Annotated in this window: 22 protein-coding genes; 7 read left to right on the top strand and 15 right to left on the bottom strand. The window is 68.2% G+C overall.

What is annotated here, in order from left to right; genetic code table 11:
- Positions 1-8: 8 nt before the first annotated feature.
- The 4 genes from tagH to WKW82_RS14160 all read left to right on the top strand — a co-directional run bounded on the left by tagH (position 9) and on the right by WKW82_RS14160 (position 3503).
- Positions 9-1391 (top strand): type VI secretion system-associated FHA domain protein TagH, encoded by a 1383-nt coding sequence (gene tagH / locus WKW82_RS14175; protein WP_340342942.1) that lies wholly within the window; start codon positions 9-11, stop codon positions 1389-1391.
- Complete coding sequence (locus tag WKW82_RS14170; RefSeq protein ID WP_340342941.1) at positions 1373-2113, top strand: PP2C family protein-serine/threonine phosphatase; 741 nt, start codon at positions 1373-1375, stop codon at positions 2111-2113. Before tagH ends, WKW82_RS14170 begins: the two co-directional genes overlap by 19 nt.
- 80 nt (positions 2114-2193) lie before the next feature.
- Positions 2194-2856: a hypothetical protein gene (locus WKW82_RS14165; protein WP_340342940.1), complete on the top strand. Its 663-nt coding sequence runs from the start codon at positions 2194-2196 to the stop codon at positions 2854-2856.
- A 35-nt stretch (positions 2857-2891) separates the two neighbouring features.
- A complete protein-coding gene (locus tag WKW82_RS14160; RefSeq protein ID WP_340342939.1) occupies positions 2892-3503 on the top strand; it encodes a hypothetical protein in 612 nt (203 codons plus the stop codon).
- On the opposite strand, the gene tagF is transcribed toward WKW82_RS14160, so the two are convergent.
- The 13 genes from tagF to WKW82_RS14095 all read right to left on the bottom strand — a co-directional run bounded on the left by tagF (position 3500) and on the right by WKW82_RS14095 (position 17952).
- Positions 3500-4078: a type VI secretion system-associated protein TagF gene (tagF, locus tag WKW82_RS14155; protein ID WP_340342938.1), complete on the bottom strand. Its 579-nt coding sequence runs from the start codon at positions 4076-4078 to the stop codon at positions 3500-3502. The two genes, WKW82_RS14160 and tagF, sit on opposite strands and share 4 nt — an antisense overlap.
- Positions 4072-7395, bottom strand: a complete 3324-nt coding sequence (tssM, locus tag WKW82_RS14150; protein WP_340342937.1) for a type VI secretion system membrane subunit TssM — start codon at positions 7393-7395, stop codon at positions 4072-4074. Before tssM ends, tagF begins: the two co-directional genes overlap by 7 nt.
- Positions 7392-8537, bottom strand: a complete 1146-nt coding sequence (locus tag WKW82_RS14145; RefSeq protein ID WP_340342936.1) for a DotU/TssL family secretion system protein — start codon at positions 8535-8537, stop codon at positions 7392-7394. The genes tssM and WKW82_RS14145 overlap by 4 nt, the downstream gene beginning before the upstream one ends.
- Entirely contained in the window at positions 8534-9736 is a 1203-nt protein-coding gene (tssJ, locus tag WKW82_RS14140) for a type VI secretion system lipoprotein TssJ (protein WP_340342935.1), read from the bottom strand. The genes WKW82_RS14145 and tssJ overlap by 4 nt, the downstream gene beginning before the upstream one ends.
- A gap of 162 nt (positions 9737-9898) precedes the next feature.
- The gene (locus WKW82_RS14135) at positions 9899-10603 is read right to left on the bottom strand and encodes an OmpA family protein (RefSeq protein WP_340342934.1); all 705 of its coding nucleotides are present in this window, start codon (positions 10601-10603) and stop codon (positions 9899-9901) included.
- A gap of 64 nt (positions 10604-10667) precedes the next feature.
- Entirely contained in the window at positions 10668-11402 is a 735-nt protein-coding gene (locus WKW82_RS14130) for a head GIN domain-containing protein (protein WP_340342933.1), read from the bottom strand.
- Positions 11403-11557: 155 nt separating this feature from the next.
- Positions 11558-11995, bottom strand: a complete 438-nt coding sequence (locus WKW82_RS14125; protein ID WP_340342932.1) for a hypothetical protein — start codon at positions 11993-11995, stop codon at positions 11558-11560.
- Positions 11979-13556: a DUF4384 domain-containing protein gene (locus WKW82_RS14120; RefSeq protein ID WP_340342931.1), complete on the bottom strand. Its 1578-nt coding sequence runs from the start codon at positions 13554-13556 to the stop codon at positions 11979-11981. The genes WKW82_RS14125 and WKW82_RS14120 overlap by 17 nt, the downstream gene beginning before the upstream one ends.
- Before the next feature lie 27 nt (positions 13557-13583).
- Entirely contained in the window at positions 13584-13943 is a 360-nt protein-coding gene (locus tag WKW82_RS14115) for a hypothetical protein (RefSeq protein WP_340342930.1), read from the bottom strand.
- Between the two features lie 71 nt (positions 13944-14014).
- Positions 14015-14587 carry a hypothetical protein gene (locus WKW82_RS14110; RefSeq protein ID WP_340342929.1) on the bottom strand — a complete coding sequence of 191 codons (573 nt, stop codon included), beginning with the start codon at positions 14585-14587 and terminating at the stop codon, positions 14015-14017.
- A 184-nt stretch (positions 14588-14771) separates the two neighbouring features.
- Positions 14772-15758: a Bug family tripartite tricarboxylate transporter substrate binding protein gene (locus WKW82_RS14105; protein WP_340342928.1), complete on the bottom strand. Its 987-nt coding sequence runs from the start codon at positions 15756-15758 to the stop codon at positions 14772-14774.
- 53 nt (positions 15759-15811) lie between these two features.
- On the bottom strand, positions 15812-17014 hold the full coding sequence (locus WKW82_RS14100; RefSeq protein WP_340342927.1) for a CaiB/BaiF CoA transferase family protein: 1203 nt from the start codon (positions 17012-17014) through the stop codon (positions 15812-15814).
- On the bottom strand, positions 17011-17952 hold the full coding sequence (locus WKW82_RS14095) for a hydroxymethylglutaryl-CoA lyase (protein ID WP_340343207.1): 942 nt from the start codon (positions 17950-17952) through the stop codon (positions 17011-17013). The genes WKW82_RS14100 and WKW82_RS14095 overlap by 4 nt, the downstream gene beginning before the upstream one ends.
- A gap of 120 nt (positions 17953-18072) precedes the next feature.
- On the opposite strand from WKW82_RS14095, the gene WKW82_RS14090 reads away from it, so the two are divergent.
- Positions 18073-18984: a LysR substrate-binding domain-containing protein gene (locus tag WKW82_RS14090; protein WP_340342926.1), complete on the top strand. Its 912-nt coding sequence runs from the start codon at positions 18073-18075 to the stop codon at positions 18982-18984.
- A 76-nt stretch (positions 18985-19060) separates the two neighbouring features.
- On the opposite strand, the gene WKW82_RS14085 is transcribed toward WKW82_RS14090, so the two are convergent.
- A complete protein-coding gene (locus WKW82_RS14085) occupies positions 19061-19633 on the bottom strand; it encodes a hypothetical protein (RefSeq protein WP_340342925.1) in 573 nt (190 codons plus the stop codon).
- Positions 19634-19754: 121 nt separating this feature from the next.
- Between WKW82_RS14085 and WKW82_RS14080 the strand changes: the two genes are divergently transcribed.
- A complete protein-coding gene (locus tag WKW82_RS14080) occupies positions 19755-20744 on the top strand; it encodes an alpha/beta fold hydrolase (protein WP_340342924.1) in 990 nt (329 codons plus the stop codon).
- A gap of 134 nt (positions 20745-20878) precedes the next feature.
- Entirely contained in the window at positions 20879-21124 is a 246-nt protein-coding gene (locus WKW82_RS14075; protein ID WP_340342923.1) for a ribbon-helix-helix domain-containing protein, read from the top strand.
- Positions 21125-21256: 132 nt separating this feature from the next.
- Here WKW82_RS14075 and WKW82_RS14070 read toward each other — a convergent pair whose 3' ends face one another.
- Positions 21257-22099, bottom strand: coding sequence for a caspase family protein (locus WKW82_RS14070; protein ID WP_340342922.1), 843 nt, complete (start codon positions 22097-22099; stop codon positions 21257-21259).

The following is a 22099-nucleotide window of genomic DNA, read 5'->3' as shown; positions in this document are numbered from 1 at the left end:
AGCTTGCCGTGATTGCACTCCGCGTCACACGCCGCCCCGGCGCCACCGTCCCCGACGAGACGGCGTTGGCGCTGCCGCCCAAGGGTCTGGTGATCGGGCGTTCGGTCGATTGCGGACTGGTGCTGGCCGACCCGCTGCGCATGGTGTCGCGCCAGCATGCGCTGGTGGCCGCGGTCGGCGAGGGCGCGCGCGTGCGTTGTGTCAGCGGCCATTCACCCTTGTGGGTGAACGGAACGCAGGTGCTGCCGGGCGGGGAACTGCCGCTGGCGGTGGGGGATCGGCTGCGTGTGGGAGCGTTCGAACTCGCGGTCGAAACCGTTGCGGCGCCGGCTGCGCCTCGGGCGCGGCTGGACCGCTGGTTCGACCTGGACAGCGTGAACGATCCGCTGGCTTCGGCGTCGCCGCTGCCGGACCTGGCACCCGCCACACCGTCGGCGGCAGAACCATCGCCTCCTGCATCGCGTCCGGCTTCGCCTGCTGAAACGTCCCCCGCGCCGCCTCGCGCATCGACTTCCGCATGGCCCTCCGCATCGACGCCTGCATCGGCTTACGCTGCGCCCGCCGCGTCCCCGCCGTCCGCGATGCCCGCCGAGGCGCAGTCGGAGGGCGCAGGGGTGTCGTGGCAGACGAGCCGACTGTTCGTACGGACGGTGACACCGGGCACCCCGCGTCCGCCTGCGACGCCCCCGGCCGCGCCCCCGATGCAGGCTGTGCCAGTGACGCCACCGCCGCAGGCGCCCGCCGCCGCGCCCCGTTCACCCGAACTGCATGAGCTTGCGGCGGCCTTCAGCCGCGGGGCCGGCCTTGGCGCCGACGTGGCGCCCATGACGCCGGAGTGGATGGAGCACCTGGGCGCGCTGTTGCGCGAGACCGCCGAGGGCACGCTTGCACTGCTGAAGAGCCGCGCCGTCGCCAAGCGCCACATGCGGGCCGAGGGCACGATCATCGCGCCGCGCCAGAACAACCCCCTCAAGTTCTCGCCCGGCGCCACCGAAGCCCTGACGCGCATGCTGCAACGCGAACCGAGCCCCGGCTTCCTCGATCCGGTGGCGGCGCTGAAGGATGCCCATCACGACCTGCTGGTGCACCAGGTGGCGATGGTGGCCGGCATGCGCGCCGCCGTGTTCGAGCTTTTCTCCAGGCTCAGTCCGGAGGCCGCGGAGACCATGGAAGGACCTGCGCACGGCATGACGCGGCGCCTGCCGTCCTTGCGCGCGGCGGCCCTCTGGCAGCGCCACTGCACGCAGCACGCGCAGTTGCTCGAACACCTGGACGACGACTTCGAGACCATCTTCGGACGCGAATTCGTGCGCGCCTACGAGGCCCAGTCGCGCGACGACGATGACACCAACCCGTCGCCGCTGGAACCACCATGGCCGCCGGGCCGCTGAGCATCTCGCTGGCAGCGCTGTCGCAAACGGGCCGGCGCGAGAGCAACGAGGACGCCTTCGGCTATTGGCTGGGCGCCGGGTCGCTGGTCGCTGCGCTGTGCGACGGCGCCGGCGGCCACGGTGGCGGACAGGTCGCATCGCGCGCCGCGGTCACGCATGTGCTGGAGGCCTTCGCGCTACGGCCCGAGGTCAGCCTGGAGATCCTGCAGGCGCTGGTGGAGGGCGCCAACGAGGCCGTCGTCGCGCAACAGGTGGCCGGCACCGCGACCTCCGACATGCGCACCACCATCGTGGTGCTGTTGCTCGACCTGAACAGCGGCGAGGCGCTCTGGGCCCATGCCGGCGACTCGCGCCTGTACCGCTGGCATGACGCCCGGTTGCTGGGCCGTACGCGCGACCAGAGCCTCGAACAGACCCTGCGAGATGCCGGGCTGGATGCGGGCGCCGATGAAGCGGGGCAATTGACCTCGGCGCTCGGCACGCCGGGGGGCTTCGATCTGGAGTGTCTGCTGACGCCGCAGGTGCTCGCGTGTGGCGATGCGCTGCTGCTGTGCTCCGACGGTCTTTGGTCGGCCTTCGATGAAGGGGCGATGGCGGGGAGCGTGGTCGGGTGCGATGGCGTGGAGGCGTGGTTGGATCGGCTGGAGGCGGGGGTGCAACAGGCGGGGCGCAGCGATCAGGACAACTACTCGGCGGTGGCGATCTGGTGCGAGGCGGGCTGAAGCGAGCGTTCATCTGACTTGGCGCAAAGCGGACCGGGTGTTCCAGGCCAACAATCAACGCAAGGACGGGTATGCACGAAATGACCACCACCGCTGAAGCACCCCGGGAGCCAGTTCTGAGTCCCATCGACCGCATCTCGGAACTGCTCTTCGGACTTCTCATGGCGCTCAGCTTTGTCGGCGCCGTGTCGGTGGCCGAGGCAGGGCGTGCGGAGATTCGCGCCATGTTCATCGCCGCCCTGGGCTGCAACCTCGCCTGGGGCCTTGTCGATGCGGTGATGTACCTGGTTCGCAACGTCGCCGATCGCGGCAGGCGGCTGACGCTCGTGCATGCGGTACGCGCCGCGCCGGATGCGCAGGCAGGCCGCAGCCTGATCGAGCGCTCGCTGTCGAGCGGTGTCGCCGCGCTTGTCTCGGCAACCGAGATCGAGGCCATTCGCGACCGCATCGTCGCGCATCCTTCGGTGCCGGAACGACCCACCCTGGGTTGGGATGACCTGCGCGCCGCGGTGGCGGTATTCGTGCTCGTGGTGGTAGCCACCTTCCCGGTCGTGCTGCCCTTCGCATTGATGCAGGACGTGGGAGCGGCAAAGAACCTGTCGCGGGTCATTGCCCTGGTGATGCTGTTCTTCGGGGGGCTGGCCTTCGGGCGCTATGCCGGCTACGGCGGGTGGAAGGCCGGCTTCGGCATGGCGGCGCTGGGCACGGTACTGGTGGGCGCGATCAACGCCCTGGGCGGATGAGGATCGCGCGCCCCGTCGTCACGGTGCTCGGGGCCATGACCGCGGCGATCGCACTCGCCGACGAGATTGATGGCAAGGGACGGCGCGGCTTTCGTCCCGATGGTTCCTCCTGGGAGTTCACGGTCACGGCAATGCCGACGATCGTTCGTGGAGGCGACAACTTCGTTTCGGGAACCGTCACGGCCGACCGCGGCTCCCTGCACATCGAGGCCCGGGTCAACTACGAGTCGGTCGGTGCGCGGTCGGCATTCGTAGGCTGGAATTTCTCCGGCGGCGACGAGATCAAGTGGGAGCTGACACCCCTGGTGGGGACTGCGTGGGGCACGACCAGGGCCTTCGTGCCCGGCCTGGAGGCGAGCGTCGCATGGCGGCGGCTCGACTTCTATGTCGAGGCCGAATACGTCAACGACAAGAATGCGCAAAGCAGCAGCTATTTCTACGCGTGGGGCGAACTCGGGTTCCGGCCCGTCGAGTGGCTGCGCGTCGGTCTTGCGGCGCAGCGGACCCGGGTCTACGGCGGCTCTCGCGAGGTTCAGCGCGGCCCGTTCGCGCAAGTGACCTGGCGCCGGATGACGATTGGCGGGTTCTGGTTCAACCCGGGATCGAAAGACCAGGTGCTGGTCACATCGATCGGCGTGGCCTTCTAGCGTTCCTTGTCGGTGACCCCGGCCAGCTCGAGCAGCAACTCCGGTTCCGGCGGCCAGGCCGCGGATCGCGCAGCGGCATCGCGTGAAGCGCCGAGCGGCCACCAGAGGCTGCCCGGCGCCGGCGGCAGGGGGTGCAGGAATTCAACAGCCAAGCCCGCACGCGCCGGCAAGGCGGCAATCACCGCTTCGAGCGCTTCCGGCCCCTGGGCGACCGCGTCGAGCAATGCTGACAGCCTGACCCAGCTTTCGTCCTGTGAACCCGGCGCATCGATGCGTTCCACCAGCGTCAGCGGGAAGGCGCGCCCGACACGGTCGTGCGACGCGATGACGATGCCGCACCAGGTCTCTCCAGCGGCCGGCAGCGCCACGTAGCGCCACGGCGCGAAGCTGCACAGGCGCTCACGCAGCGTTTCGCCGTCCGTCGTCCTGGCGGCGAGCGCGAGGCCACGTTGCAGCCAGCCGTCCCAGTCGCTGCGCCAGCGTGGCGGCAGGCCACGGCCGACGAAATCTCCGCGCGCCGGCAACTTGCCGTACCAGCAGACGCGACGCGGCGACGACAGCGACGACTTCACCATGATGCCGGCGGGCAGCGAAAACGCACCAGGTCCCGGAGCGTCCAGATGTCGGCGTCAGTCCCGGCAGCGGCGCTCGCCTCGACGTCGAGCTTGCGCGTGTCGACGACGAGCGACAGCCGGGCCGGTGCGCCGCGCGCGCCCTGCCAGTCGCTGCGCAACAGCACCCGGACCCAGGCGAACGCACCTTCATGGACTTCCGCACCGACGCCGGACGGGCCGGGAGGCAGGATGCGCAACAGCACCTTCTGCGTCGAGGCCGGTCCGGGCCAGACCAGCTCCTTCGCTCGCGCCGGACCGTTCTCGAAGCGCAACAACTGGCCATCCACATCGACGCTGAATTGCAGCAGTTCCGCATCCATGCGTTGTGGTGTGAGGCGCAAGCGAAGTTCGGGCAACGGCGCGCCTTTGGGAAAGAACAGGATGCCGATGGCCGCGGCCTGCTCGAAGGAGGCCAACGCGCCCGCATCCACCCCCGCGCCGCGCGCCTTCCATGGCCGGCTCGACGTATCCACGCGTTCGTCCAACTGGTGGCGCCGGAACTCGTCGAACAGGCCGCCGGGGCCGAACAAGCGCGCGAAATCGCTCGGCGCCATGTCGCGCGACGCAGCGCCGCCAAACGGAAAGCGATCGCGCGTCAACGTGGCGCAGGTCTGCGCGACCTCGGCCAGCGCGGCGTCGAAATTCGGCTTGGCGCCGCCGCGCGAGCGAATCAATGTCGCCAGGTCGACGTAGAGCTTGCGCAGTTCCGGCGGCGCGCGCGCGGCCTCGGCGCGCAGGGTCGCGTCGAGTTCGGCGGCGGCGCTGTCGTCGCGCTTGCCGGTGGCGAGTGACTGCAGCCGGTCGAGTGCTTGCGGTCCCGCTCCGGCGGCGTAGTCGCCCAGCGTCCCGAAGCGCGCCCGCAACGCGCCATTGAAGCCGTTCTCTGCCGCACTGCCGCCCTGGGGCGGCGCGCTGAACTCGTCGGCCAGCCGCGTGAAGAGGCGGCGCAGCGGCGAGTCGGGCGCGGTGAGTTCGGCGGCCCTGCGCGAGGCGGCCTCCGCATCGGCGACCGGCGCCAAAGCGAGCGCATCGAGCTGCGCCGACCAGGCCGCGATCACGCGCTGCGCCTGCCGCTTGCCGACCTGCGTGGCGATGTCGTCGCGCCAACCGCGGTCCTTCTGCAGCCGTCGCATGTCGCCGCCGGTGTCGCCGAGCACCCAGTCGGCCTCGTTCGCGAGCGTGTCGATGAGCGGATCGAGCGCCGGCAGGAGCTTGCGGCGCCAGTCGCCGGCGCTGGAATGCACGGGCATCGGGCCGGCGCTCGACGTGGTGAAGAAGGCGGCGCTGGTCGTGCCCAGTTGGCTCGGCAGGTCTTGCGGCGGCTCGGGGTCGGCCACGCGTTGCAGCAGGAGTTCGTGCACGCGTTGCGCCGGCGGCATCGCTGCGAGGGCGCTGCGCGCCGCGCGCACACCGGCCTCGTCCGGGCGCATCGCCTCGGGCAGGCCGCTGCGTTCGATCAAGGTGTCGACATGGCGCGTCCATTCGGCGCGCTCGCCGGCGCCGCTCGCCTGCACCAGGGCCTGCCCGACCCAGCCCTTCAACTCCGGGCGGACCAGCCGTGCCGGGTCGGACAGCATCAACGCTGCGCGCAGCGCCTCGTAGCGCGTCGCGCTGTCCTTGGCATCGCGCAGGTCGCGGCTCAGTCGTTCGATGAGCAGCGGCGCCAGGCTCTGGTCGAGCATCCCGCGGTAGGCCTGCTCCGCCGAGCGCGCCAGCCGCGGCCCCTGGAACAGGCCGAAGCCGAAGCCGGCGGGAGGCTCGTCGGGGTCGATGCCGTCGTTGGAGGCCAGCCGTTCCAGCAGCGCATACAGCGGCAGCACCTGCTCCAGGCTCACCGATTCCAGCGGGCCGATGCGCTCAGTCAATTGCTCGACGCGCGTGCGCACGGCGTCGACATACGCGAGGTTGCGCTGATAGCTTTGCCACCACAGGGCGGAGGCGGCGAGCAGCGTGACGCCGGCCACGCCAGCGCCGGCCATGACGGCGCGCCGCCGCCAGCGCAGCCGCCGCAGGCGCTGGCCGGCCAGCGGTGCCTCCGCGATGACCAACTGCTTGAGCAAGGCGCTGAGGAAGTACGACTTGCCACCGGCATCCGGTCGCGCCAGCGGCTTCAGCGCCAGGCCATGGCTGCGGGCGAGCTCGCTGATGACGCGATCGATCGGATTGCCTTCCTGCGTGCCGCTCGTCAGCGCGATCGAGCGCAGGCGCTGCGCCGGTTCGACGGCAATGCCGGCAAAGGCCTCGCGCACGAAGCGTTCAAGCGGGGAAAGCAAGGCCTTGAACTGCGCCGCGAAGGCGTAGATCGGCAGGCGGCGGTGCGCCTGCCGTTCCTGCTGGAGCATCTCCGGCGTGCGTTGTGCCAGCCGTTGCGCGAGTTCATTCAGGCGCATGTCGAGATTGACCGGCACACCGACGACATCGGCATCGAACACCAGGCCCCAGAACTGCTCGCGTTGCGCGGCGTCGAGGTTGCCGAAGGTCTCGATGAAGCCGGACAGAAGGTCGGCCTTGGTGACCAGCAGGTAAACCGGAAAGGCGAGATCGAGTTCGCGCCGCAGTTCGTCCAGCCGCGCCGCAACGGCCGCCGATTGGCGCGCCATCTCCGCACCGCCCTGCAGCAGGTCGGGCACGCTGACGCTGACGATCACGCCGTTGATCGGCTGCACCGGCCGGTGCCGACGCAGCAAGGCGAGGAACTGCTGCCACTCGCGGGCGTCGGCGGCGGCATCGCTGTCCTGCGTCAGGTAGCGACCTGCGGTGTCGATGAACACGGCCTCCTGGCTGAACCACCAGTCGCACTGGCGGGTGCCGCCGATGCCGGCGAGCGGGTCGCGCCCGAGCTTCTCGGCCAAAGGGAAGCGCAGGCCCGAGTGCAGGATCGCGGTCGTCTTGCCGCCGCCGGGCGCGCCGATGATCAGGTACCAAGGCAGTTGCTGCAGCTGTCGCCGGCGCTGCCACCAGCGGCGGGCGCCTTTGGTCTCGACGCCATTGCGCAGCATGGCGAGCGCATCGCGGAAGCGCTGGCTCAGTTCCAGGCCGACATCGCCCTGTTCGAGGCCTTTCAACAGCCGTTCGTTGCGCCGCCGGGCCAGCCACAACGACAGGCCGTAGAGGCCGACCACCAGCAGCAGCGCCAGCACCAGCAAGCCGAGGCGGGCGAGCACGTCGTCGAAGGGGTGCCACTTGCCAAACACCAGCAACGGCGCCGCGAACCACAGCAAGACGCCCGCCGCGCCGAGGTTCACGGCGATCTGCACGGAGCGGGGCGGCGCCTTCATTCCGGAAACAGCACGATCTCGACGCGCCGCAGCGGCGCATTGGCGGCAGCATCGACGCGGGCCTCGACCGCCAGGCGCTCCTCACCGAGCGAGGGACGCAGCACGTCGGCCACGCCGCGCGCCCATTCCATCGCCTGGTGCCAGGCCGAGGGCGTGCGCGCCGTGGGTGGATCGCTGCCATCGGTGTAGCCGATGACCAGCACCTTGCCCGGCACCTTCTTCAGCGCGGCGGCCAGGCGCGTCAAGGGGTCGGTGGCCTTGCCGAGCGCATCGGCACTGATCACGACCACGCTGCGCAACGCCTCGTCGCGTACGGACAAGCGGCCCGCGTCGATGTCCTCGCGCAGGTTCGAGGCCAGTCGCGGCGGCACGGCGGTAACGGGGGTGATCGGCTGCGCGGGCACGCTGCGCGCCGGCACCAGTTCCTGCATTGACGCGAGCACGCCGTCGACGCGCGATGCCAACTGAAGCTGACTGGCGCTGTAGACGCCCAGGGCCAGCACGCCCAGCAGCAGCACCGCCGGCAACGCGATGCGCGGCGCACGGGGTGGACTGACGGCTGCTGCGGCGCAATGCCAGGCGGGCACCAGCGACGGCGCCGGCGCCACTTGTTGCAGCGCGAGTTGCACGCGGGCGCGCAGGGTTTCGTGGTCGTGCTTTTCCGTGGCCATGTGCGTGCGCAAGCCCAGGCTCAGGCAGGTGTGGAACAACTCCAGCAGCGCGCGGTTCTCGCGCGGCTTTTCCGCAAGCCGCGACAGCAGGCGCAACAGCTTGTCGCCGCCGCTGGCATCGCCGTGGAAGCGCTGCAGCAGGCCCGCACTGCCCGCGCCCCAGGGCGCCGCGGCAAACTGCTCGTCACCCCAGGCACAAAGCACGTAGCTGGCGGCCGCGACGCTGGGCTCGTCGACACCTGCAACGCGCGCATCGGCTTCGAAGCCGGCCACCGCCGCGGACAGCGTGCGACGCAGTTCGGCGGTGTCGGCGGGCGTGCCATCGCGCAGGCGGGCGATCAATGCGACGAGTGGAAGCGCCTCGGCGCGCAGCGCACGCACGGAGGCCGGTTCGTCGAGCCCAGCGACCCCATCGACCCCATCCGACGCGCCGGCCAGTGGCGACGCGGGCGCGGCGCCGGGTCTGTTCACCGGACCCACCCCAGTTGCAATTGGCGCGCCTGCGCGTCGATGCGCGCGCGCGGTGCCAGCGTCCCGGCCGGCAGCGTCAGGACCGCTCGCCACTGCGATTGCTCGAGCTCCCGGAACGCACCGAACACGGCGACCGCACGCGCGTCGCTGCCGATCTCCAGGGCCAGTTCGCGCGCTTCGCCGGGGCGCAGGTACAGCTTCTCGCGCACCAGCACGCTCGAGCCGAGCGCGGCCTCGTCATCGTCGTAGAGGCTGTCGAAGCTGGCCTTCTCGAAGCCGCTCGCGTCGCGCAGCACATAGACCCGCAGCGCCAGCGAGGCCGAGGCATTGCGCGCATCGGTGTTCAGGCTGCGCTGCGCCTGCACCAGCAACTGGAGGTTGCGCCTGGGCCCGGCCAGGGCCGGCGCCGGCCCGGGGTTGAACATGAAGTTCACCACCATCGAGGTGTTGACCCACGGGATCTGGCGCTCCGCCGTGTCGCGCAGCACCTTGATGCGCACCGCCTTCATCATTTCCTCGACATCCACGCCCGGGGTCTTCAGCTCGGTGGCGAGGTGTTTCGTGTAGACGCTGTTGCCGCCGATCGGGCCGTCCTCGGCGACGCGGCCCGGCGCGGCGGAGAAGGCGATGAGGGCGCCGGGCGCTGCCATCTCGGCCAGGCCGCTGGCATTGCGCGAGCCGCGCCCGCGCGTCGCGAAAGGGTCGTTGCGGCAGGCGTCGATGATGAAGATGCGGGCACGCGGACGCACCCGCTCGACATGCGAAAGCAGCGCTTCCTGCATGTCGATGGCTTCGTCGCGCACCTCGGCCTCATCGCGTAGCGCAATGTCGACCGGCAGCAGGAAGTTGCGCCCGCCGATCTGCACGCCATGGCCGGCGTAGTAGAAGACCGAGGCGACCTGGTCGTCGTCCATGCGCCGCGCGAATTCGCGCAGCACCCGCTTGAAGTCGCGGGCATTGAGATTGAGGTGCTCGCCCACCTCGAAGTCGAGGCTGCGCAAGGTCTGCGCGACCAGGCGGGCATCGTGCTCCGGATTGTTGAGCGGCATTTCCGGGTAGCGCCCGTTGCCGATGACGAGTGCCACGCGACGCTGTCCGGGGGCGTCGACCTTGGCCCTGGGTTGGGCCAGGCTGGCCGTGCTCCACCACGTGGGCAGGAGGCCGAGGCCAAGGCAGGCGAGCAGGCGACGGCGACTCATGGTGCGGCGGAAAGAGTGTGTGCTGCGGACCGGCGGACTCCCTGGCGAATCGCGTTCCATTCTCGGCTGTGCCTCGCAGTGGCACAAGGGGAGCGGGTGAGGGCGAGCACTGCCTGTTCGGGGCACCCGCGGAACCGGCTTTGCCGGGCCGCCGGGGGTGGGTCACGTCCCGCGGAATTGCACGCGACGGTTCTCGGCCGCGTGCGGGCTGAGGCCTTCGATCGGGCGTTCCTTGCCATAGCCGACCGTCTTCAGGCGGGCGGCGTCGATGTCGTGGTGGTTGACCAGGTAGTCGCGGACGGCGTTGGCGCGGACACGCGACAACTGCAGGTTGTAGGCCGCGCTGCCGGCGGCGTCGGTGTGGCCTTCGATGGTGACGATGCTGCCCGGGGCCAGCAGCTTGATGCCTTCGGCGAGGGCGTCGAGCTGGGTGCGGGCGATCGGCAGGATCTCGGCGGAGCCGAAGGCGAACTGCACCGGCAGGGAGAGTGCTGCGGGGGCTTCGGAGCTGGGGTCCTGACGCACGGGCGCGGCGGGCGCAGCGGATGCGGATGCTGCGGCTGCCGTTGCAGCGGGTGCAGTGCGCGCGGGGGCCGCAGGACGCGCCGAGGGCTTCGCCCTGGACGCCGAGGCCGCAGCCACCACGGTGGACTTCGCCGGGGCAGAAGCGGGGGCTGCGGAAGTGACTGCAGGCGCATCGTCGAGCAGCTTGATCGAACGGCTCTTGCCCAGCACGTCCGCAACATCCTGCGGATTCACGACCTGGCCTTCGCGGTAGACGACCACCTTCTCGGCCTTGACCGGGAGGGCGACCAGGACGCCGGCGGCAGCGAGTGCGAGGGCGAGGGTGCTGAGGTAGCGGTACATCGAAGTGCTCCTTGAAGGGGTGGATTCGTCAACATCCATGGGTTGCACCTGCCGCCGGACCGGTTCAATCTTTCTCGATCGAACCGATGCCCTGGATCGAACGCGTGATGGCCGGGTTGCCGTGATAGCGCACGTTGCCGATGCCGCTGATGCGAACGTCCAGCCTGGCGCTGGCGGCGAGTTGCACCTCGCCGTTGCCACTGATGGTGATGTCGGCACTTTCGCTGGCGAGTTTCGGCGCGACGTAAGTGCCCGAGCCGGTGATGGAAAGTTTCTGGGCCGTCACTTTGCCGCCGCCCACCGTGACCTCGCCCGCGCCGGCGATGCGCACATCGAGGCTGCGGGCGGTCTCCAGGCGGTCGAGGCGGATCGAGCCGCCGCCGGCCAGCACCAGCGCCAACGTGTCGCCGCGCAGCGCTCCGATGCCGATCTCGCCCGTGGTGCGCGACTCGAAGGACTTCAGGTTGCGCACGGCCAGCTTCATGCGGATCGGTTGATCCGTCTCGACCTTGCCCTGTGAAAGCCCGATGACCAGGCGCCGGTCGCGGACCTCGGTGGTGATCTTGCGCAGCACCTTGGGTTCGGCCTCGATGGACAGTGATTCGCGCCCGCCCTGTTCGATGCGGACTTCGCCGGCGACAGAGAAAACCACTTCATCGAAGTCGGCGACGTTGCGGCTTTCGGTTTCCGCCTGCGCCTGCCCGGAGAAGGTCGCGGCGAGGATCGCGGCGCAACCGGCAGCCAGGGCGGCGGTACGGGACAGACGCCGTGCCGGAAACGCTGGGGGTAGGAAGTTCATGGTGCGGCTCCTGCCGATGCTCGGCGATGGACAAAGAAGGTGTGAAGGTTTCGTGGCGAGGGCGCCGACGAGGTCTGGTCAAGTACCGCGGCCGTACCTCGGTACCGCGAGGAGCGCAGGCCCGGGATCGGTGGCCGCAGTAGAAATGTTCCTTCTCAACGCGGCAGCGCGAGATTCGGTGGCGGCGATGAAGGCCGTGCCAGGCAGGTCGTCCCGCCCAGGTCCGCCGTGATGAACAAGGCCCCGCCATTGCGGTCCGTCGCCACCATCTTCGCGCCTTGCCGGGCCTCGGCGCCCAGCGTGACCGGCCCTTCGTCGAACAGCAGCCGGCCGTACTGCCAGCAGCGCAGCTGGTAGGTGCCGGCCGCCTTGCGAGCCGGTGGCTGGGCTGCCGGCACCGGAGGGAGCGGCGCGGCCGGAACCTGGGTCACGACAAGGTCATCGGCGCGGGTGGTGGACGTGACACCTGCCGTCGCCCAGGGGTGCCATTGAAGCGCCACGCCCGACGCGACAACCACTGCAACCCCGGTCAGCGCAGCCACGAGACCGCGATGCTGCTTCCGACCGTTGATGAAGTCACTTGGCTTGTACATGGAAGTTCTCCTGGGCGAGCGTTCCGCCGCTGGCTTTCTCGAAGGCGGCGCGGATCATTGGGAGCGATGCGCCGGGCAAGGGTTCGAAGTCGGTGCCGACCATCTGCTGGGGCAGCGAGGCCATCACGTCCTGTTGCGTGGCGAAGCAGGAGATGGTCTCGGGCACGCCCTTCGTGTTCATGGTGAGCTGGAAGCGCATCGATCCTGGCAAGGTGAGCGGCTTGGCCGCGGCGATCCGGGAGTCCCGGGCGAAGCGGTTGGGGAAGAAGCGGATGACCTTGGCATCTTCATCCTGCAGGTAGCAGTAGACATGGGCGTCCTGCGACGGTTGCAACGCGAGGTTGATGCTCTCGCCGCGGGCAAAGCGGGTCTGTTGCTTCGGCGCCGATACGGAGAGCTTCAGCGGTGCCGGCTGGGGCGCCGGCGCGGGTGCCGCGGGCGATCCTGGCGCGCCGGCCACGGCAGTGGGTGGCACGAAGCGGGCCGGTTGCGCCGGACGCGGGATCTTGGTGTGGTCGGCCGCCAGGAAGGCGTAGAAGAACTCTTCGTCGAGCAAGGCCTTCCGGCTGAGCCCGAGCGCCTCGCGGTAGTTCGAGATCGCTTCGTCGATGGCCGGGTTGAACTCGCCGTCGATCGGGCCGTCGTAGAAGCCGCGGCGGCGCATCTGGTTCTGGAAATAGGCGATCAGCTCGATGCGCGTCGCGGCCATCGAGTGGTACCAGTCGAACATCTCCAGCTTGGTCTCTTCGTTCGCCTTGGGGTCGGACACGCCCAGGCAGGTCCAGTAGGGTGTCTTGGTCAACTTGCCGACGAGCTCGACCGCTGCAAGTTCCACCAGCCCGCGCAGGGCCTGCGTCTGCCCTTCGGAGCGGGCCAGGTTCATGCTGTAGTTGATGCCGAACTTTTTATAGGCGGCATCGCCGTCGAAACCGCTGCCTTGTTTCAGGATCACCACCGAATTGCGCGAGGTGACACCGGGCAGCACGCCCATGTCGCTGGTCGTCAGGACGCTCAGGTCCAGCGCCAGCATGCTGGAGGCCGCGTCTTTGGCAACGCCCAGGTTGAGATAGGGGAAGATGCCGAGGCCCGCGTCCTTCTGGTTCTTGATCAGGTTCTCGTCGAACTGCGAGACGGAACCCTTGATGTCGTAGAGCGGAACGGCCTGGTAGGCCCCCTGGCTCTGCGCCGTGGCGAGGAAGCTGACCACATTCAGCGTGTCCTTGCCGAAAGCGACCAGCCGCACCGCACGGCTGCGGCGCGACATGTCCGACACCGACGAGATCAGCATGTCACGCGTTCCGGCGTTCAGCTTCTTGGTTTCGTCGGTGATTTCCTCGGTCAGCATGGTGACGTCACGAACCCCGTAGTCCAGCAGCAGCGTGTCCATGCAGCGCAGCGAATGCGAGAAGCCCGTGATCGAGCGCTGGGGCCGATCCTCGGGGCCCTTGCGAACCTCGGCGGTCTGTTCGACCGTGGGCTTCTTGACCTCGAGCGCCTGGCAGCCTGCGAGTGTCGCGACAGCGGCAAGGGCGAGGATGCGGACAAAAAAGGGCGGGTTCATGACAGCTCCGTTTTTCAGGGGTTGGGGTCAGTTGCAGCTGCCGCGGCCAACGATGTTGATCGCGTTGGGGGCGAACACGAACACTTCGCGCGGCTGGCCGCCGATGCGCCCGCCGGTGTCGATGTTTCCGATGTTCTGGCTGCCGCAAGTGCTGGTCTGGTTCTGGCTGAAGCTCTGGTTGTTGTCGTTGGTGTTGATGCCGAGCTTCTTCTGCTGTTCTTCTTGCCGGCGCTCCTGCGCGGCGGCGCGGATCTTTTCCTTCGCGATCTTGGCGCGGAAGTTCGAGTCGACACCGATCAGTTCCTGCCCTGCGAAGGCACTGGCGCCGACGCCCAGCGTGGCGGCAATGAGGACGATGCGGGCGGTGCGTGTGAAGGTGGCGCTCATGTTGGATCTCCTGGGGGAAAGGCCGCCGGCGCAGAGGGCGCCGGCGGGGAGGGGACGAAGGCGAAGCTGGCTTACTTGGCGACGCCGATGCTTTGTTCCGCGGTCGACAGGAAGCCGGAGGCGGTGTTGGTCGAGTTGGTCGCGATGACGGTCGAGTTGGTCAGCTTGCCGTTGCCTTGCGCGCCGCCGATTTGCTGGGTGGCCGTGGACAGGAAGCCGGAGGCACGGTTGGTGGCGCCGTTGGCGATCACCGTCGAGTTCGTGACCTCGCCGTTGTTCTTGGCAAAGCCCACTTCCTGGTTGGCCGTGCTGAGGAAGCCCGAAGCCGAGTTGCTCAGGTTCGTGCCGATGACCGTGCTGTTGGCGATCTTGCCGTTTTGCGTGGCGCGACCGATGCTCTGGTTGGCCGTCGACAGGAAGCCGGAGGCGCTGTTGTTGGCGTTGGTGGAGATCACCGTGCTGTTGGTGATCTTGCCGTTTTGCTCGGCCACGCCGATGTTCTGGCGCGCGGTGGACAGGAAGCCGGATGCGGCGTTGGTGGAGCCGTTGGAAATCACCGTGGAGCCAGCGATTTCACCGGCCATCGCGCCACTGAAGGCGAAACCGAGGGCCACGAGGATGGAAGCTTTGCGAACGATTTGCATGATGGATCTCCAGAGGATGAGTGACAGGAATTGAAGGTGAGGCTTGCGGAATTGCTTGCCTTCCCGACCGATGGGTTGCGGCTGCTGCGGAATCGGTTCAAAGGAATTGGCCGCGAGCGATCACCCCAAGGAAAAAACCCGCCGGCGCGGATGCGCGGGCGGGTTTTGAGGGGCGACGGTTCGTTTACTCGGGCTCGATCCCCGCCTTCTTCACCAGCGCCGCGTATTTCGCCATTTCGCTCCTGAACGCGGCCTGCGCCTGTTCCGGCGTGCCGATGTTGATGGTGTTGCCCTGGCTGTCCATCGCCTGCTTGACCGCCGGATCCGCGAAGGCGGCGACCACCGCGTCATGCGCCTTGTTGACGATGGCTGGCGGCAGGCCCTTGGGACCGATCACGGCGAACCATGCGTCGACGACGAACTTCGGCAGGCCTTGCTCGACAAAGGTCGGGATGTCAGGCGCAGCGGGGGTCCGTTGCGCCGTCAGCATGCCGATCGCCCGCAGCGTGCCGGCCTTGATGTGCGCCTGCACGCTCGGCAGGGCGGCCGTGCCGAAATCGACCTGGCCGCCGATGAGGCCGGCCACCATCGGTCCCACGCCCTTGTAGGGGATGTGCTTCGCCGTGACGCCGGCTTCCTCCAGGAACAGTTGTGTCGCCAGGTGCAGGATGGTGCCGGTGCCGCCGGACGCGAAGTTGAAGGTGTCCGGCTTGCTCTTGAGCAGCGCGATGAATTCCTTGCTGTTGGTGGCCGGCACCCTGGCCGGGTTCACCACCAGCACCATCGGCGTGGCGCCGACCACCGCGATCGGCGTGAAATCGCCCGGCATGTTGAAGGACAGCGACTTGATCACGCTCGGGAAGATCACGACGTTGTTCGACACGATCGACAGCGTGTTGCCGTCCGGCGCCGCGCGAGCCAGCTGCTGCAGCCCGACCACGCCGCCCGCGCCGGGCTGGTTGTCGATGACCACCGACGCGTTGAAGGCCTTGCTGAGCGCGGGCTGGGCGGCCCGCGCGATCGTGTCGACGCCGGAGCCAGGCGCGTTGGGCAGGATGAACCGGACGACGCCTGGTTGCGCGTGCGACACGGTGGTCCACGGCGCGGCGACCAGGGCCGCGGAAGCCGCCAGCATCGTGCGGCGGGAGAAGAGGTTCGTGGTGTTTGTCATGTGTTTTGTCTCCATCGCTTTTTCTGTTTCGACGCCGGGCCGTGCGGAATGCTTCAGGCCACGACGCTACGCGCCCGCAGGTCCTCGATTTCGCCGTCCGTGCAGCCCATTCCTCGCAGCAGGTCGGCGGTGTGCTCGCCGAGCCTCGGGGGACTCAACCGTACGCCCAAGCGATGACCTTCCAGCGTGATGGGGAAAAGCGTCGTCTTGACGGTCTCGCCCGCCTTCGGTCCATCGGGCAGTTGCATGTCGGCCAAGCCGCCGGTGGCCAGCAGGTGTTCGTCGTCATAGAGATCCTGCGGCTTGCGGATGGGGGCGAAGGGCAGGCCGGCCTTTTCCATGGCCCGCGCGAGTTGATCGGCGCTGCGATCGGCAATGCGCTCGGCGATGGCCTTGAGCAACCGTGGCCGGTGCGCGACGCGCTGGTTGTTGGTGGCCAGTTCGGGCTCCGCCTTGAGGTCCGCAAATCCCAGCGCATCGCAGAACATCAGCCACTGCGCATCGCTGACGGCCGCCAGGAAGATCTGCTCGCCATCCTTCACGGTGAACACGTCGTACACCGCCCACGGGTTGTCGCGTGCGGGCATCGGCGCCGGATGCTTCCCGGTCATGGCGAACTGCAGCATGTGCTGGCCCATGAGGAACACGTTGTTCTCATACAGCGCCGACTGCACCTCCATCCCGCGGCCGGTGATGCCGCGCTGGATCAACGCGCCCAGCACCGCGATCGCGCCGAACAGGCCGCCCATGATGTCGTTGACGCTGGTGCCGGCGCGCAGCGGGTCGCCCGGCCGGCCGGTCATGTAGGCCAGGCCGCCCATCATCTGCACCACTTCGTCGAGGGCCGTGCGATGGTCGTACGGGCCGGGCAGGAAACCCTTGTGGCTGGCGTAGATGAGGCGCGGGTTGACCTGGCTCAGCGATGCGTAGTCGAGGCCGTACTTGGCCATCGTGCCGGGCTTGAAGTTCTCGGCAACCACGTCGGCGGTGGCGGTGAGGCGGCGTGCGGTCTCGGCGCCTTCCTCGCTGTGCAGGTCGATGCCGATGCTCTTCTTGTTGCGGTTGAACATCGGGAAGAAGCCGGAGCCCGCACCGAGCAGGCGGCGACTCTGGTCGCCGTTGACCGGCTCGATCTTGATGACCTCCGCACCGAGGTCGGCCAGCACCATGCCGCAGGTCGGGCCCATCACCATGTGGGTGAATTCGACGACGCGCAGGCCCTTCAACGGCTGTGCGACTTGCGTGTTGTCGGTCATTGCAGGGCTTCCTCTTTCATCGTTTTCGGGAGTCCGGCGCGCCACAGGGTGCCGTGCAGGGTCTCGCCCTCCAGCCAGGTGGCCAGCTTGCTTCGCAGGGCGAGCAGGGCGTCGAAGTCCTGCCCGGTCTCGATGCCCATGCTGGCCAGCATGTAGGCCAGGTCTTCGGTCGCCACGTTGCCGCTGGCGCCGGGGGCATGCGGGCAGCCGCCGATGCCGCCGATGCAGGCGTCGAACCGGGTCACGCCCACTTCGAGCGCCGCGTAGACATTGGCCATGCCCAGGCCGCGCGTGTCGTGGAAGTGGCCGCAGTTCAGCTTGTCGCCGGCGATGGGCCGGACCGCCTCGAACAGCGCGCGAACCATCGCCGGATCGGCATAGCCCACGGTGTCGGCCAGGCCGATGGCTTCGGCACCCGCATCGAGTACCGCCTCGACCAGCCGGACCACCTCGTCCGGTTCCACGCGCCCCTGGATCGTGCAACCGAAGGCGGTGCTGAAGCCCACCTCGATCATCGTCCTGGCGCCGCGCGCGTCGCGTGCATCTCGGATGCGGGCGATCTCCTCGACCACCTGGTCGGGCGTCTTGCGCAGGTTGGCCAGGCTGTGCACGTGACTGGCGGAAATCGGCAGGAGCATGAGGTCTGCCTCGCAGTCCATGGCGCGCTCGGCGCCCTTCAGGTTCGGCACCAGCACGGACGCCTTGAGCCCTGGGAGGGTTTGGGCGAAAGCCAGCACCTCGGCGGTATCGGCGAGTTGCGGCAGCAGGCGTGCGGGCACGAAGGATCCGATCTCGATTTCGCGCTGGCCTGCGTCGTAGGCGTCGCGAAGCCATTCGAGCTTGGTGGCCGTGGGCACGACGCGGGAAATGCTCTGAAGGCCGTCGCGCAGGCCAACCTCGCGAATGATGGCGCGCCGGGGCAGCGGGGAGGATGGAATCAAGTGCGTCTCCTTGAGGTTCTTGCGTGAGGCCATTGCCATCACGGGGTGCCAGTCTAGAATTTCCCAAAGCAGATTGCTTCTCAATTTGGGAAGCGTGGATTTCCCGATTGGAATACCTTGCGCGACCTCGACCTCACCACCTTGCGTCTCTTCGTTGCGGTTTGCGAGACGGGCAACATGGCCCGCGCAGGCGAGCAGGCCCACATCGTCGGCTCGGCGATCAGCAAGCGCCTGGCTCAACTTGAAGACCAATTGCGCACGCCGTTGCTGATCCGCAGGCGTCATGGCGTCGTGCCGACCGCCGCGGGCCAGACCTTGCTGGAGCACGCACGCGGCATGCTCGACGGCGCCGCGCGCATCGAGCGCGACATGGAAAGCTACGTCACCGGCGCGCGCGGGCAGGTCCGGGTGCTCGCCAGCATTTCCACCATGGCGGGCTCGCTGGCCAACGATGTCGCAGCCTTCCTCCAGATGCCTGCGCATCGCACCATCCAGGTCGACCTGGAGGAGCGGCTCAGCCCTGGCGTGGTGTCCGGCGTGCGTGACGGCATGGCTTCGGTGGGCGTGTGCTGGGACGCGGTCGACCTCGGGCCGCTGCAGTTCCTGCCGTACCGCAGCGACCACCTCTGCATCGTGGTGCCGAAAGGCCATCCACTCGCGACCAGGAAGAGCCTGCGCTTCGAGCACACGCTGGACTACGAGCACGTCAGCCTGCCGATCAACAGCGCGGTGCAGGTGATGCTGCAACGCGCAGCGGCACGGCTCGGCCGAACATTGATCCACCGGATCATCGTGAGCAACTTCGAGGCTGCGCTCGGCGTGGTGCGCGCCGGCCTGGCCATCGGGCTGGTGTCGAGGGAAGTGGCCGAGCGACAGGCTGCCGCCGACGGCCTGCGAATCATTCCGCTGCTGGAGTCCTGGGCGGAGCGACGCTTCGTCGTTTGCTTTCGTGACGCGCAGCAACTCTCGTCGGCTGCGCAACTGCTTGTGGAGCATCTCGTCCGGCAAGCCGATCCAGGCTCCCCGTAGCCCCAGGAAAAAACCCGCCGGCGCGGATGCGCGGGCGGGCGGGAGGGTGGAGAAGGCCGGTGCAACCGGCGCGTGCTTACTTGGCAACGCCGACAGCTTGGTCCGCGCTGGACAGGAAGCCGGATGCCGAGTTGTTCGACGTCGTGGCGATGACGGTCGAGTTGGTCAGCTTGCCGTTGCCTTGCGCGCCGCCGATTTGCTGGGTCGCCGAGGACAGGAAGCCCGAAGCGCGGTTGTTGGCGCCGTTGGCGATCACCGTCGAGTTCTTCACCTCGCCGTTGTTCTTGGCGAAGCCCACTTCCTGGGTGGCCGAGCTGAGGAAGCCCGATGCCGAGTTGTTCAGGTTCGTGCCGATGACCGTGCTGTTGCCGATCTTGCCGTTTTGCGTGGCGCGACCGACGCTTTGGTTGGCCGACGACAGGAAGCCGGAAGCGCTGTTGTTGGCGCCGTTCGAGATCACCGTGCTGTTGGTGATCTTGCCGTTTTGCTCGGCCACGCCGACGTTCTGTTTCGCGCTGGACAGGAAGCCCGAAGCGGCGTTGCTCGAATTGGTCGACAGCACGGTCGAGCCGGAGATTTCGCCCGCCATTGCGCCGCTGAAGGCGAAACCGAGGGCCACGAGGATGGAAGCTTTACGAACGATTTGCATGATGAACTCCAGAGGTTGATGAGTGACAGGATTTGCGGTTTGGCTTGCGGAATTGCTTGCCTTCCCGCTCATGGGTTGCGGCTCGTTCGAGATCGGTTCAAACAAATTTCAATCAAATGTCATGGCGGCGTACGATGACCCGGCGATGCACGACAGCGCTCCGCCCGAACCGCCGCCGCCTCCGCGCGCACCACGCCTGACGGGCCTGCGTGGCGCCCTGCGCGCTCTCGGCAACTTCGGGCTGATGGGGCTCGGCACGTCAGGTGCCGAGGAGGACGAGAGCTTCACCGCCAGCGACGGGCAGGTCATTCCCGTGTGCGTGCTGGGCAAGGGGCCGCCGCTGGTACTGGTGCACGGCGTCGGCTGCTCGCACCGCGATTGGCTGCCGGTGGCGCGCCATCTGGCGCGGAAGCATTGCGTTCTGGCGTGGGACGCACGCGGCCATGGCGGTTGCCGGCCGGTGCACGGCAGCATCACGCTGGCCCGACTGGCCACCGACCTCTCAGAGATGCTCGATCACTTCGGGTTGCAGCGTTCGGTGCTGGTGGGGCACTCCATGGGCGCACTGACGCTGATGCAATACCTGCAGCGGCATGGCACGCAGCGCGTCGCAGCGGTGGCGCTGGTCGACCAGTCGCCGCGCATCGTGACGGACGACGAATGGCGGCTCGGGCTGTTCGGCGGCTGCAGCGCGGCCATGCTGTCGGGGCTGATCGCGGGTGCGCGCCAGGACTTGGCCGAGGCGCTGTTGAACGAGATCGGCGCGATCGGGGGCGCGTGGCTGCGGCGCCAGCTTGCGGTGGAAGCGCCGCTCGGACGGATGCTGCGCCGTCGCTTGGGACGCATCGACGTCAAGCATTTGCTCGACCTCGCCGAATCGATGGCGCAGGCGGATTTCCGGGATTCACTGTCGCGGCTCGATGCGCCGCTGCTGGTGGTGCTTGGGGCGCGGAGCCCGCACTATGCCGGTGTGCCGCTCGATGCCTGGTACCGGGACACGGTGAGGCACGCGGAGGTTTCGGTCTACGCGCGTGCCGGCCACTCGCCGCATGTGAGCGAGCCGCAGCGCTTTGCGCGGGACCTGGAACGCTTCATTGCGGATCACTCGTGAGTGGGGCCTCCGAGAAGCGTGCTCACAGCGTGGCGGTGTGGAGCAATCCTACGTTGTTATGGCGAACGCACTTGCGATGGACGTTTCCTTTGTTCTAAAACAGCCATGCACATAGACAAAACAACGATCTCGCCATGAACACTGTCCGATGGAACATCGCCGTCTCGCCAAAAACCGATCAGTCGGTACGCATGTACATTGCCAGCCAGGGCGGAGGCGGCAACGGCGACTTGTCCCGCTTCATCGAAGAGGCCGTGCGAGCGCACATCCTCGAACTGACGATCGAGCAAGCCAAGAGGGCGAACGTCGAAGTGACCGAAGCCGGCCTGAGCGAAATCGTCGCGGAGGCGGTCGAGTGGGCGCGCTCGCGTAAGCACTGATGCGCGTCGTACCGGGCGCGAACGGCCTGCCCGATCTGATCTATCGCGCCGTGGAAGCCGCCCGGATCGTCACTCGTCACGCCAGCGGCGTTCTGCGGCGAGGCACTTTGAAGCGAACAGGCACCGCCGAACTCAAGTCCCGCAACGCCCCTTGTCATCCGACTTGAAGCAGAAGTCCGCCGTCAGGCTCGAAGACTCCCACGGCACCTGCACGCGCCCCGTATCTTCGGCCACCGCAATGCGCACCCGCTTGAACAGCTGCTCGATTTGCAGCCCCGGCGTCGACATGTTGGCCAGGAGGTGGCGCGCATAGACGCTGTGTTCGCTGTTGGCGCCGTCGAGCGCCACGCCGTTGGGCGCAGTCGAAAACGCCACGAGCGTCCCAACCGGCGCATCGAGCGTGGCCAGGCCACCCGGCGTCGCGCCGCGGAATTTCAGGCGCCGTCCGTCCGGGCCGACGATGACACCGCCCGCAAACGGGTTCACCCGGCAGGCGTCGAGCACCACGATGTTGGCGCCGGTGCGAATCGCGCTGAGCCGGTCGACGAACTCACCGACATCGGCACTTTGACGCTGGATCTCGTCTTCCGTCTTCGGATCGGCATCGACCGGCACCAGGTAGTTGCGGCCCTTCACCTGCACCCCGTGGCCGGCGTAGAACAGCATGCGGACAGAAGCCTTGGGCGCGCGGATCGAGAACTCCCGCAGCGACTCGATCAGTTCCGGCAGCCGCGTGTTCTGGCGCAGCGTCACGTCGTAGCCGAGGCCACGCAGGGCGCCCGCGACGGCGCTGGCATCACCGGGCGGATTCTTCAGCGGTGCGGAGCGATAAGCGCCGTTCCCGATCACCAGCGCAATGCGCGGACCGACTTCGCCGCCAACGGGCGGGGCCGCAAAAGCGCGACCGAGGAAGGGCAGGGCTGCGGCACCCAGGGCGCCGCGAAGAAGCAGACGACGGGTCGGCAGGTTGGTCAC

It is taken from the genome of Variovorax rhizosphaerae (assembly GCF_037889975.1).
Taxonomy (GTDB): domain Bacteria; phylum Pseudomonadota; class Gammaproteobacteria; order Burkholderiales; family Burkholderiaceae_C; genus Variovorax; species Variovorax rhizosphaerae.
Note: the sequence above shows the minus strand (reverse complement) of the source record. Positions and strands in the feature narration are given on the sequence as shown.